The sequence below is a fragment of the Acinetobacter sp. V116_7 genome (assembly GCF_056735735.1).
Genome location: NZ_JBWZIF010000011.1, coordinates 328,871 through 341,489, shown reverse-complemented (window position 1 = coordinate 341,489; position 12,619 = coordinate 328,871). Strand labels below are relative to the sequence as shown.

10 protein-coding genes are annotated in these 12,619 nt (G+C 38.3%); 2 read left to right on the top strand and 8 right to left on the bottom strand.

Annotated features, from left to right (window positions below; translation table 11 throughout):
• Positions 1 to 43 precede the first annotated feature (43 nt).
• The 7 genes from AC1PJP_RS02315 to AC1PJP_RS02285 all read right to left on the bottom strand — a co-directional run bounded on the left by AC1PJP_RS02315 (position 44) and on the right by AC1PJP_RS02285 (position 7,324).
• The gene (locus AC1PJP_RS02315; RefSeq protein WP_005306789.1) at positions 44 to 916 is read right to left on the bottom strand and encodes a MetQ/NlpA family ABC transporter substrate-binding protein; all 873 of its coding nucleotides are present in this window, start codon (positions 914 to 916) and stop codon (positions 44 to 46) included.
• Between the two features lie 481 nt (positions 917 to 1,397).
• Complete coding sequence (gene purD / locus AC1PJP_RS02310; RefSeq protein ID WP_479766453.1) at positions 1,398 to 2,681, bottom strand: phosphoribosylamine--glycine ligase; 1,284 nt, start codon at positions 2,679 to 2,681, stop codon at positions 1,398 to 1,400.
• A 124-nt stretch (positions 2,682 to 2,805) separates the two neighbouring features.
• A complete protein-coding gene (purH, locus tag AC1PJP_RS02305) occupies positions 2,806 to 4,380 on the bottom strand; it encodes a bifunctional phosphoribosylaminoimidazolecarboxamide formyltransferase/IMP cyclohydrolase (protein WP_013197325.1) in 1,575 nt (524 codons plus the stop codon).
• A gap of 85 nt (positions 4,381 to 4,465) precedes the next feature.
• Positions 4,466 to 4,735, bottom strand: coding sequence for a DNA-binding transcriptional regulator Fis (gene fis, locus AC1PJP_RS02300; protein ID WP_001086304.1), 270 nt, complete (start codon positions 4,733 to 4,735; stop codon positions 4,466 to 4,468).
• A 376-nt stretch (positions 4,736 to 5,111) separates the two neighbouring features.
• Entirely contained in the window at positions 5,112 to 5,957 is an 846-nt protein-coding gene (locus AC1PJP_RS02295; RefSeq protein ID WP_151767628.1) for a DUF3426 domain-containing protein, read from the bottom strand.
• A gap of 12 nt (positions 5,958 to 5,969) precedes the next feature.
• Positions 5,970 to 6,875 (bottom strand): 50S ribosomal protein L11 methyltransferase, encoded by a 906-nt coding sequence (gene prmA / locus AC1PJP_RS02290; protein ID WP_005306779.1) that lies wholly within the window; start codon positions 6,873 to 6,875, stop codon positions 5,970 to 5,972.
• A 155-nt stretch (positions 6,876 to 7,030) separates the two neighbouring features.
• Positions 7,031 to 7,324 (bottom strand): lipase chaperone, encoded by a 294-nt coding sequence (locus AC1PJP_RS02285; RefSeq protein ID WP_013197328.1) that lies wholly within the window; start codon positions 7,322 to 7,324, stop codon positions 7,031 to 7,033.
• A gap of 231 nt (positions 7,325 to 7,555) precedes the next feature.
• Between AC1PJP_RS02285 and mnmG the strand changes: the two genes are divergently transcribed.
• Positions 7,556 to 9,436, top strand: a complete 1,881-nt coding sequence (mnmG, locus tag AC1PJP_RS02280) for a tRNA uridine-5-carboxymethylaminomethyl(34) synthesis enzyme MnmG (RefSeq protein WP_013197329.1) — start codon at positions 7,556 to 7,558, stop codon at positions 9,434 to 9,436.
• Positions 9,437 to 9,813: 377 nt separating this feature from the next.
• Here mnmG and AC1PJP_RS02275 read toward each other — a convergent pair whose 3' ends face one another.
• Positions 9,814 to 10,821: a helix-turn-helix transcriptional regulator gene (locus AC1PJP_RS02275; protein ID WP_004791440.1), complete on the bottom strand. Its 1,008-nt coding sequence runs from the start codon at positions 10,819 to 10,821 to the stop codon at positions 9,814 to 9,816.
• 228 nt (positions 10,822 to 11,049) lie between these two features.
• Here AC1PJP_RS02275 and AC1PJP_RS02270 point away from each other — a divergent pair, with 228 nt between their 5' ends.
• Positions 11,050 to 12,600, top strand: coding sequence for a circularly permuted type 2 ATP-grasp protein (locus AC1PJP_RS02270; protein ID WP_199987763.1), 1,551 nt, complete (start codon positions 11,050 to 11,052; stop codon positions 12,598 to 12,600).
• Positions 12,601 to 12,619 lie beyond the last annotated feature (19 nt).

Genomic DNA, 12,619 nt, shown 5'->3' with positions numbered 1-12,619 from the left:
GGCAAAGAGAATTTGCCTGTTTCACGTTTGGGCTATTATATTACTATTTAGCTTCTGAGAGATAGCTGATTGGTTTGTCTACGTCAACTTTTGTTCCACCAAAGTGTTCTTCAATGTATTTTTTAACAGCTGCATTGTGGTAAAGCTTACCAACTTTTTGCAAGACAGGATCATTTTTACGTGATTCAGCAGTTGCTAGAACGTTGACACTAATTTTTGAGATTTGATCAATAGGTTCATAGAACATAGAATCTTTGAGTACGTTTAAACCTCCCTCGAGTGCTATGGTATTATTTAATACAACTGCATCAAATTCATTTTTAAGACGTAATGCAGTTTCCATTTTGATTGGTTTGATGTTGATCTTTTTGGGATTTTCGATAACATCAATTGGACTGCCTTGAATAGGATTAAAGTCAGCTTTAAGCTTGATTAAGCCAGCAGTTTGTAACAAGAGTAGCGCACGAGATTCGCTGGCAGCATCATCCGGGATTGAAATAATTGCACCTTCAGGAAGTTCTTCAATTTTTTTGTATTTACTTGAATAAATCCCCATTGGCTCAATATAAGTGGTAGAAACCGCTGCAATCTTATCCGGGTTTGAATTATTAAATGCAGTAAGATAAGAATAAGCTTGGAATGCGTTCAAATCTACTTCTTTATTTGCAATTGCTGTATTCATTGAAACGGAGTCTGTGAAGTTTTTCACTTCTAACTTTAAGCCAGCAGCTTGGGTTTCAGGTAAAGTTGCGATATAACGCCAAATATCAGCATCTGAACCTGTAGAGGCAATTACTACCTTTTGTACTTTGGAACTATCATTGTTTTGTTCGGCTTGTTGAGCATTTTCTTGTTTGCTACATGCTGTCAATAATACTACTGACATGCTTAAAAAAAGGCTGATCAGCTTTTTCATTTAAAAAAGTCCTAAGATATAGAACAATAAAGATTGATCTATATCAATATGAAAAGAGAGGAGTTGAAATTACAACTAGTCTAAACTCTGTGATCTTTTTCTGGGGTTCCATAATTTGCTTGCATATTTTGGCTATAACAGAGGGTAATTGTTTAATAAACAAAAACTGTTTCCCCAAACAGTTCATCCCCAACAGTAGCCAAACGAGCATTCATAAATTTAGAATATTAAAAAACTCTCTACAGTCATAATGTGTAGAGCAAGTCTTTATGGAAATTATTAAAACAGCAGTGTCTGATGACAGTTACAACGTATGCTAATGATATCAATAAAAGTATGCTTGATATAGGGGGCTTCTTTTTATTTGTTGATATCTTTAGCAAAATTTTAAAGATTTATACGATTTTCTTATATCGTGATACGTAATAAAAAAGCCTCTATATAGAGGCTTTTTTATTAGCATTTTAAACTTGTAGGTTTTTTAAGCTTTTTCACGTGCAATTGCGCGGTAGCCAATGTCATTACGATATTGCATACCAGTAAAGGTAACTTGACCACATACTTCTAGCGCATTAATTTGTGCTTCAAGAACGCTGTCGCCCAATGCTGTTACGCAAAGAACTCGACCACCAGAAGTCACAATGTGACCATCTTCACGAGTTGCAGTGCCTGCATGGAAAATTTTAGTATCTTCAGGTGATTGTCCGATACCAGAAATTACATCACCTTTGCGTACGCTATCAGGATAGCCTTCAGCTGCGAGTACAATACCGATTGACTTGCGTTCATCCCATTCAGCTTCTTTTGGTAAATTACCAGCAATACCAGCTTCTACCAATTCCACAAGAGATGATTTTAAACGCATCATGATCGGTTGAGTTTCAGGGTCGCCAAAACGACAGTTAAACTCGATCACACGTGGTTGGCCTTGTTCATCAATCATTAGACCAGCATATAAGAAACCAGTGTAAACATGTCCATCAGCAGCCATACCATCAACAGTCGGACGCATGATTTCAGTCATAACGCTTTCGAAAATGTCAGAAGTTACCACTGGAGCAGGAGAGTAAGCACCCATACCACCGGTATTAGGACCTTGATCGCCTTCAAAAATACGCTTGTGATCTTGTGAAGTTGCCATTGGTAAAATATTTTTACCATCAATCATACAAATGAAAGAAGCTTCTTCACCTGCAAGGAACTGTTCAATCACAACGCGTGAACCAGCATCACCAAATTTGTTGCCAGCAAGCATGTCATCAATTGCGTCAAAAGCTTCTTCGTTGGTCATTGCAACGATTACGCCTTTACCAGCAGCAAGACCATCAGCTTTAATTACAATTGGTGCACCATTTTTTTCAACATATGCTTTAGCTGCATCTACTTCAGTGAAAACGTCATAGAACGCAGTTGGAATGTTGTGACGCTTTAAAAAGTGCTTAGCAAATGCTTTTGAACCTTCAAGCTGCGCTGCATATTGAGTAGGTCCCCAAATTTTTAAACCTGCTTCACGTGCAGCATCTACCACGCCATTAACTAATGGTGCTTCTGGGCCAACAATAATAAGATCAACATTATTTTCTTTAGCAAAAGCAATGATTGCTGAGTTGTCTAAAATATCAAGTTGAACATTAACACATTTGTCTTCTGTTGCAGTTCCAGCATTACCTGGCGCAACAAAAACTTGAGTAACATTGGTATCTTGCGCAATTTTCCATGCTAAAGCATGTTCACGACCACCACTACCTAAAACTAAAATATTCATTTTTAATTTGTTCCTTAACTTTAATCCTTTTCATCTCCCTCTATCCCTCAAGTTGGAGAGTTAGCTCCATTATTGTGGAAAACCCTCCTGAATAAAAGGAGGGTTAGGGAGGACTAAATTTAAATTAGTGGCGGAAATGGCGCATACCAGTGAAGACCATTGCAATACCAGCTTCGTCAGCTGCTGCGATTACTTCTTCATCACGCATAGAACCACCCGGTTGAATAATGCATTTAATGCCAGCTTTAGCTGCATTATCAATCCCGTCACGGAACGGGAAGAATGCATCAGATGCCATCACAGCACCTTCAACAACCAAACCTGCATGTTCAGCTTTGATGGCAGCAATACGAGCTGAGTTAACACGGCTCATTTGACCTGCACCAACACCAATAGTCTGGCGATTTTTCGCATAAACAATTGCATTTGATTTTACATATTTCGCAACTTTCCAAGCAAAGATGAGGTCATCAATTTCTTGTTCAGTTGGTGCGCATTTAGTTACTACTTTAAGATCATCTTTAGTAATCATACCTAAGTCTTGATCTTGAACTAATAAACCGCCATTAACGCGTTTGTAGTCAAGTTGTGGTGCACGTGCATCAATCGCAGGTAATTCGCCACATACTAAAACACGTACGTTTTTCTTAGCACCAGTAACTTCAAGCACACCATCAGCAATACTTGGAGCAATAATAACTTCAACGAATTGACGGTCAACGATTGCTTGAGCAGTTGCGACATCTAACTCACGGTTAAATGCAATAATGCCACCGAAAGCAGATTCTGGATCTGTTGCATAAGCTAAATCGTAAGCAGCTTTAATGCCGTCTAAAGAAACAGCAACACCACAAGGGTTAGCATGTTTTACAATTACACAAGCAGGTTTTGCGAATGATTTAACACATTCAAGTGCAGCATCTGTGTCAGCAATGTTGTTATAAGACAATTCTTTGCCTTGTAACTGTTTTGCTGTAGAAACTGATGCTTCTTTTGCATTTGCTTCAACGTAAAATGCAGCAGATTGATGTGGGTTTTCACCGTAACGTAGATCTTGTGCTTTGTTCAATTGAGTATTGAACGTACGAGGGAATAAATCAGCTTCACCTTCGGTCTTACCAACGCGAGCGCCTAAGTAAGAAGCGATCATGCCGTCGTATTGAGCAGTATGTTCAAATGCTTTAACAGCTAAATCAAAACGTGTTTCATAAGAAAGTGAACCAGCAGTTTTTAATTCATTGATTACGGTGTCGTAATCTGAAGCATTTACTACAATACCTACAGAAGCATGGTTTTTAGCAGCTGCGCGAACCATTGTAGGACCACCGATGTCGATATTTTCGATTGCATCAGGAAGAGTACAGTCAGGTTTTGCAACTGTCGCAGCGAATGGATAAAGGTTTACAACAACTAGATCAATCGGATCAATGTTGTGTTCTTCCATTACTGCTTCGTCTAAGCCACGACGAGCAAGAATACCGCCATGAATTTTTGGATGTAATGTCTTAACACGACCATCCATCATTTCAGGGAAGCCAGTATGTTCAGATACTTCAACAACTGCGATGTTATTATCTTTAAGCAACTTGTATGTGCCGCCTGTAGATAATAATTCCACCCCTAAAGCTGCAAGGTTTTGAGCAAATTCGACAATTCCTGTCTTATCAGATACAGAAATCAAAGCACGTTTAATAGTCATGATGTTTAATTCAACAATTTCAAGTCTACGGATTAAAACCAATAAGCATAAAAAAATGCCCACGAAGTCGTGAGCATTTTATCATTTATTCACTCATTAAACCGTGAGCTTTTAACTTTTTACGTAAAGTGCCACGGTTGAGTCCAAGAATCTCTGCAGCACGGGTCTGATTACCACGTGTATATTCAAGAACTACAGATAAAAGAGGTTTCTCCATTTCTGCTAGCACCATGTCATATACCTGAGATGGTTGCTCACCTTGCAATTGTGCAAAATAATGACGAACTGCGCGATCCACGTGGATGCGAAGAGCAACATCAGATTGTGCAGTAAAAATAGGAGATTTGCTATTCATGCGAGTTAATCCGAAAATCAAATACTAACTTGGATAAAGTAGTATATAAATGTGGTCTAAAAATACGGAGTCCTGTTTTAGATCCTAAAACAGTGACTCTAAAACATAAGAACAATTAGCTTGCCATATTTCTTCGTATTGAATAAAAAATAAGCGTAACAATAGTTAAATATTTGTTACAGCTCCCTCAAAAACAAAAAAAGTTAGGCTATGTGCTTAAAGTAGAAAAGCACACATGCTTAACAGTATTTTTTTTGGATTGAGAGCGAGGAGTATATGAGTCAAAGCTTTCGTGGCGCGTATCATACCATTGTCTAGGAAAAAGTGAGCAAATTAACTGCATTTTTTTTTATTTTTTTTTCACTTTTTTTACATTTTAGGGGTGGACAATTTCTAATCGATAATTTAATAGGCTTTTTTTGCTTTTGTTTAGCTCAAATTGGAATCGGAAAGGAGTATCAGAGGGGATGCGCTGAATACCTCTTAAGTTTTCAACAAGATATTGTTGAGGAGTCAATATAATTTCTTCTGTTTTATTTGGCTCTGTTGAAAAACTCAACTTTAGGTTGGGAAGTTCAATACTTTTATCATTCTGATTAAGCAATATGCCTGAGAATTGCGTATGACTTGTGTCAACTTTGCGAAGCTTTAACTTTTCTATATAAATAAGTTGATATTGTTCGGCTGACTTATTGCAGTGCATTATTCCGCAAACATAATTAAACGCATGGCTAACGGTTGGGCTTGCATGCATGAGCTTAGGATTAAACCAGAGAATTTGAAAAGTAAAAACTAAAATTAAAATAAGGTTAGCAGAACTCCAGAGCGTGTAGTACAGCCAACTATGCTTTTTATTATTGTCTTGTTCTTGCGAGGAAGTTTGTTCAGCTAAATTAAGATTTGGTAGGGCGTTAATAGGTTCGTTATGAAAATAATTTAAGTTGTTGAGATAGGTTAAAAGATCAATATTAGAATTTTCAACTTTTTGATCGAAGATATCTAATACGTGCGAATGTGTCATATATCTTGTTTGCATTGAACCATTGGCTAATGTAGATGAGTTAACTATGACAGGGTTTTCAATATTAATCAGATGGGTGAGTGCATTAAAGCTCGAATCACATTTAGGGCAACAAACCATACCCTGAGCAACAGTCAATTGAGTAAGAGATACTTTATAAACTGTTAAACACTTAGGGCAGCGGGTTTGTTTTTCATTCATGAGTTAAAAGTCTCAATTTATTGTTTTACGTTTTCCTGAAATGCGACACCAGTTCTCTTCGCGCTTTTCGACATCTAATATATCAAAAAATTCAGAATAAACACCTGAAACATCAGCAACTTGCTCTTCAATTACACCTGCGAGTGCGAACTCACCCTCAGATTTAATTAAATTTGCAAACTCTGGCGCAAGTGCCATTAATGGACCAGCCAAAATATTTGCAACTAGAACATCTGCTTGCTGAGGTTTGAACTCTTGATCGAATTCTTCAGGAAGACCTACATATAGTCCGTCTAATACCCCATTAAGTTCAGCATTTTGTTTTGTTGCTAAAACAGCTTGAGGGTCAATATCTGTGGCATATACTTTTTTTGCGCCTAATAATAAAGCGGCTACACCTAAAATGCCTGAACCACAACCATAATCAATCACGATCTTATCTTTAACATCAGTTTTACCTAGCCATTGTAAGCATAAGAAGGTACTTGCATGGTTACCTGTACCAAACGCAAGACCTGGATCTAACTTAATATTTGTTGCATCTGCTTCTGGTGGCTCTAGCCATTCAGGTACGATCCAGAACTTTTCCCCAATTTGGATTGGTTCGTAATAATCCATCCATGCGCGTTCCCATACTTGGTCTTCAAGTTCTTCGTGACGTATAGGAGCATCTGGAAGTTGAGCTTTTAAGAAAGCTTCTAAAGTGTCGACATCAATTGGGTCTTGTTCGTCTTGTTGATAGATGCCTGTCACGATTACTTTGTTCCATAAAGGTGTTTCACCTGGTAATGGTTCAAGTAAAGCCTGATCTTCAGCATCATCCAGAGTTACGCTTACCGCACCTAGAGACATTAAAAGTGTTTCTGTGAACTCAACTTGTTCTTGATCAACGGTAATGTGTATTTGTAACCACTTCACAAAAAGGACCTAAAAATTTTATTTAAAGGCGTATTGTAGCGGACTAGACCATTTTAAAAAAGAAAGCGGCTCATCTTTAATGAGCCGTCTTTGAAAATACTGATGAGATGTGGCGGGAAATAAATGACTTCTTCTCTACCTTATGTCAAAACTGCTTAAGGAGCAGGGGCTTTAAATTGTAGTTTGCCATTTTCGTTTGGTTCACAAGTACCATTAAAGGTTACACCATTATGGCTATAAGACACCCATTCACCTTGCTGTTTTTTTACACAGGCTCTAAGTTCTTTTTGCGCAACTGATTTGCTCGAATCTGCAGTATGACTAGCTGTTTTACTCGATTTAGCCGTATGTGTCGATTTAGCCGTATGATTCGTCGCAGCGTGGGTAAACGTTACGCCTGAAAAACAAAGGAGAGATGCGGTTAAGATTTTTAACATAGTCGTTTTCATTTTGTGTTCCTTCTCGTTGCGTTAATTTTAAAGTCGTAGAAGTGCTGTACATTTTTTATTCTAAGATGAAAAATTCTTAAAAACATTCACTTTGTATTGAATTCATGCAACAAAATGTCAAAACATGTGGAGTACCGTAAACCGTGTAGAGACAATTTTGTAATTATGTACATCAATAAGCAGATAATTTTGCTATAATGTTCCGTCTTTTTTTTCTGGTGTTTTGTACTCATGCACTACCCTAAAGTTTATGATGTTATTGTTATCGGCGGCGGTCACGCAGGTACGGAAGCGGCCCTTGCTGCTGCGCGTATGGGACGACAGACTTTGCTTTTGACCCATAACATTGAGACTTTGGGCCAAATGAGTTGTAACCCAGCAATCGGTGGTATTGGTAAGTCGCATTTAGTACGTGAAATTGATGCACTTGGTGGCGCAATGGCGTTAGCTGCCGATAAAGGTGGTATTCAGTTCCGTATTTTAAACTCGCGTAAAGGTGCCGCAGTGCGTGCAACACGTGCTCAAGCTGACCGTGTGCGCTATAAAGCTGCCATCCGCGATACTTTGGAAAATCAAGCAAATCTTGATATTTTCCAGCAAGCAGCTGATGACCTGATTGTTGAAGGTGATACAGTTAAAGGTGTAGTTACCCAAATGGGTATTCGCTTTGATGCTAAAACTGTTGTGTTGACTACAGGTACATTCCTAGGCGGTGTAATCCACGTTGGTTTAGAAAAATCAAGCGGTGGTCGTGCGGGTGATCCACCTTCTATTGCACTTGCTCAACGTTTACGTGAATTAAAACTACCTGTTGGTCGCTTAAAAACTGGTACTCCACCACGTATTGATGCACGTTCGGTTGATTTTTCAGTCATGATTCCACAGCCGGGTGATTTCCCGTCTCCAGTCATGTCATTCATGGGTGATGCTTCTATGCACCCAGAACAAGTAAATTGTTATATCACGCATACGAATGAAAAAACTCACGACATTATTCGTGGTGGTTTAGATCGTTCACCTATGTATACAGGTGTTATTGAAGGTGTTGGGCCACGTTACTGCCCGTCAATCGAAGATAAAATTCACCGTTTCGCTGATAAAGACTCACATCAAGTATTTTTGGAACCAGAAGGTTTAGATACACACGAGCTTTATCCAAATGGTATTTCGACTTCGCTTCCATTTGATGTGCAGTTTGAGCTTGTTCGCTCTATTCGTGGTATGGAAAATGCGCATATTTTGCGTCCAGGCTATGCGATTGAATACGATTATTTCAATCCGCAAGCTTTGAAATTCACCCTCGAAACTAAAGCGATTAATGGTCTATATTTTGCTGGCCAAATTAATGGTACGACAGGTTATGAAGAGGCAGGTGCTCAAGGTTTACTTGCTGGCTTAAATGCTGCGCGCCGTGCGTGGGAGCAAGAAGAGTGGACACCTAAGCGTGACCAAGCTTACATGGGTGTGTTGGTTGATGACCTCATCACTTTAGGAACCAAAGAACCGTACCGTATGTTTACCTCACGTGCGGAATACCGTTTGATGCTACGTGAAGACAATGCAGATCAGCGTTTAACGACTGTTGGTCGTGAACTTGGTTTGGTTGATGATGTTCGTTGGGCTGCTTATTGTGAAAAAATGGAAGCGGTTGAGCGTGAAACCTCTCGTTTACAACATTTGTGGGCAGCACCAAATAACCCTATGGGTAAGAAATTCGTTGAGATGACGGGTGCTGACTTAAGTAAAGAATGTAGCGCAATTGATTTGCTTAAACGCCCTAATATTAGCTTTGGTCAAATTGCAGAACTTACAGGTTCTGAAGTTTCTGAGCAGGTTGGTGAGCAAATCGAGATTGCTGTGAAATACGAAGGTTATATTAACCGTCAGCATGAAGATGTGGCACAGTTAAAGCGTCTTGAAGAAACTAAAATTCCTACCGATTTTGATTATGACGTCGTGTCTGGTTTATCTCGCGAAATTACCCAGAAATTAAAAACAGTTCTTCCGGAAACATTAGCTCAAGCAAGCCGTATTCCTGGTGTTACACCAGCAGCTGTTCAGCTTGTAATGATCACAATTCGTAAAAACAATATGATTAAGAAAACAGCTTAATCATTTAAGTGTACAAAAAGCCCAGTTAAGACTGGGCTTTTTTATTTTCTGTTCAAAAAATATATGGAAACTTCCTAAGGAAGAAAATAGATTTCGCTTCCTTTTTTTCTTATTTCACATATTTCAGGTAGCCAGTTATATTAAATTCACGTTCAAACAAGAGGGCTTTAACCATGACAATGAAATCAATTCGCTACAATGGATATGAAATGGCATGCCAATGTTCATGTTCAAAATAGCGCAAAAGAAAGAGCAGATCAGTTTTGTAGGGGGAGAACAGGCTGATCTGAAACAACTATAAATATAAGAGCCAATATAAAATTAAGAAAATTATAATTCAAAATCTAAAGAGAACCTTATGGTTCTCTTTTTTATATCTATTTATTTTCAGACTCAATTTCTCGTACAGCGTTGTGTACTTGAATTGGTTCAATATGCAGTAATTTTTTGCCAAAACTACGTAGCCACCACACAAGTTGAGATGTAAAAGGTACTGTTGCGGTAACTTCTACAATATTTTCTTCAAGTGGAATGATAGTTTGGTCCTTACTTAACTGACTTTCATAGAAAGTTCGAGCAGTTTGCTCTGTCATAGTTAATGTGAGCTGGATTGATTCAGTTGGCTGTTTATAGTCCACTCTGAAGCCTAAAGCACCTGAATCAATATAATGATCAATATCAAAATTGACAGGATGCAGTGCTCGACTATCTAAGACTTTTGCTGATTTAAAACGGTGCAAGGCAAATGTTTGAACTTCAGTTTTGTCATGCCGTGTGCAAATCAAATAAATTACTGCACCTTTTTGTACCAAAGCCAAAGGATTTAAAACATAAGTTTTGTCTTCACCTTGATTTACTCGAGCCTGATAAACACATTCAATTTGTTTGTCTTGGAGTAGACCTTCATAAATTGCTTGTTGAGCAGCACGGTCGACTACAGGTGGAATAAGTGGTTGGCTTGCGGGGACAATACGTACTCGGTTAATCCACTGTCTTACATTATTTTGTGTAGAGAGGCTGCGTTTAGCTAAATCAAACCAAGGTCCCATCTCATCAAGAAGACTAGGTGGAAGCAAGTGTTTAAGATGCTCCTCAACCATCATAAAGGTTACTGCCTGAGAGCTCGTCATGTGCGGTAAGCTCTGAATAGGCGCATCGGATTGCCACCGCCAGCCTTGAGGTACTGCCTTATTGCTTTCAATCGGAAAGCGCTGAGCAATTTGATTTAAATCACGCTGAATAGTCCTTAAACTGATATCAATACCTTCACGTTCAAGCATTTCTTGTAATTCCCGTGTTCCGATCCATTTACCGGTTGGAAGGCGCGACAAGATCTGCCATTGGCGATATAAACTATTCGAAGTTTCTTTTTCTATTACAGACATAAGCGTAATACATCTATATCCAATTGCTTTGGTGTCAACACAATAAAAAATCTTTACACATTTAGCAAGTTTGTCAGATTCGGTTTACTGAACCTTTTACAATCGATGTTAAGATTTGGAAGAAGAAAGTTATAACAAAACACCGTAAAAAATATTAAACATATATAAATGGCACTGAAATTGCTTATTTAAAAATGAAATATAGATAAATGATAAGACGAGGTGGTTATGTCAGAACAAGAGCATGAATTACATATTGAAAATGATTTTTTTATACAAGAGCAGACAACTACGGCACTCATTGACCCAACCTCTTTTTTAGAACATATTTCCGTACAAACCAATTTATTTGAACAGCTAAAATCAGAGTTTTTTAATGAGATGCTGGATGATGTGACATCAAATGGAGCGGCTTCTAAAAAAATTGAACAATGGTTGAGTATTCGTACTTTAGATGAGTTAAAAGAATTAAATGCTCAAGCGAAGCAGCATTTTCTTTATCATGGAATTACTTTTAACGTATACGGTGATAAAGAAGGTACAGAGCGAACGATTCCTTTTGATTTAATTCCACGGATAATTGAAAAAAAACAGTGGGAGAAAATAGCTTCGGGCTGTGCGCAGCGCGTTAAAGCATTAAATTATTTCCTAGATGATATTTATCATGGACAACATATTTTAAAAGAACAACTGATTCCCGAAGATCAAATCATGGGGAATGAGGCTTTCCAACCCCATATGCTCAAACATGCTTTGAAAGGTAAAATTTATTCACAAATTAGCGGAATTGATATTATCCGTGATGGAGAAGGAGAGTTTTTTGTATTGGAGGATAATTTAAGAACACCTTCTGGTGTGTCTTACATGATCGAAAGCCGAAACATTAGCCAACAATTGATGCCGGAGCTATGTGCAGCCAATAATTTACAGGGAATTGAGCATTATCCAAAACTTTTAAAAGAAATCTTGCAGGAGAATTCACCTGCGGATCAACCTTTTGTGGTGGTACTAACACCGGGACGTTTTAACAGTGCTTTTTATGAGCATGCTTTTCTGGCACGTGAAATGGATGTGCCGCTGGTTACAAATCGGGATTTATTTGTAGAAAATGATCAAGTTTTTGTCAAAACTATTCGCGGTCGTCAAAAAGTAGATGTAATTTACCGCCGTTTAGATGACGATTTTCTAGATCCTTTAGCATTTAGACCAGATAGTGCATTAGGCGTGGCAGGTCTTATGTCTGCTTATTTGCAAAAAAATGTGGTGATTGCAAATGCACCTGGAACTGGAGTGGCTGATGATAAATCTATTTATCCTTACGTAGACCAAATGATCCAATACTATTTGGGTGAAACTCCAATTTTAAAAAATGTACCTACTTATCAGTGTCGTAAAGATGAACATTTAGATTATGTACTGTCTAATTTAGATCAATTGGTTGTTAAAGAAGCACAGGGTTCAGGTGGTTATGGCATGTTAATTGGGCCTAAAGCTAGTTCGTGTGAAATTGATGACTTTAGGAAAAAATTAATCGCTACGCCTCATATGTACATTGCACAACCTACCTTAGCTTTATCTGTTGCTCCGACTTTAACTACAGGAGGGGTGGCTGAACGTCACATCGACTTACGCCCATTTGTATTGAGTTCACCTTATCGTACAGAAATAGTACCGGGTGGTTTAACACGTGTGGCTATGCAGGCTGGCTCTCTAGTCGTAAATTCGTCCCAAGGTGGCGGTATAAAAGATACATGGGTTGTCGAAACATTACATTCCTGATTGTGGGTTAAAGAGGAAC

Coding starts and splice junctions, on each gene's coding strand:
- AC1PJP_RS02315 (WP_005306789.1), bottom strand. CDS start 916: ATGAAAAAGCTGATCAGCCTTTTTTTAAGCATGTCAGTAGTATTATTG.
- purD (WP_479766453.1), bottom strand. CDS start 2,681: ATGAATATTTTAGTTTTAGGTAGTGGTGGTCGTGAACATGCTTTAGCA.
- purH (WP_013197325.1), bottom strand. CDS start 4,380: ATGACTATTAAACGTGCTTTGATTTCTGTATCTGATAAGACAGGAATT.
- fis (WP_001086304.1), bottom strand. CDS start 4,735: ATGAATAGCAAATCTCCTATTTTTACTGCACAATCTGATGTTGCTCTT.
- AC1PJP_RS02295 (WP_151767628.1), bottom strand. CDS start 5,957: ATGAATGAAAAACAAACCCGCTGCCCTAAGTGTTTAACAGTTTATAAA.
- AC1PJP_RS02285 (WP_013197328.1), bottom strand. CDS start 7,324: ATGAAAACGACTATGTTAAAAATCTTAACCGCATCTCTCCTTTGTTTT.
- mnmG (WP_013197329.1), top strand. CDS start 7,556: ATGCACTACCCTAAAGTTTATGATGTTATTGTTATCGGCGGCGGTCAC.
- AC1PJP_RS02275 (WP_004791440.1), bottom strand. CDS start 10,821: ATGTCTGTAATAGAAAAAGAAACTTCGAATAGTTTATATCGCCAATGG.
- AC1PJP_RS02270 (WP_199987763.1), top strand. CDS start 11,050: ATGTCAGAACAAGAGCATGAATTACATATTGAAAATGATTTTTTTATA.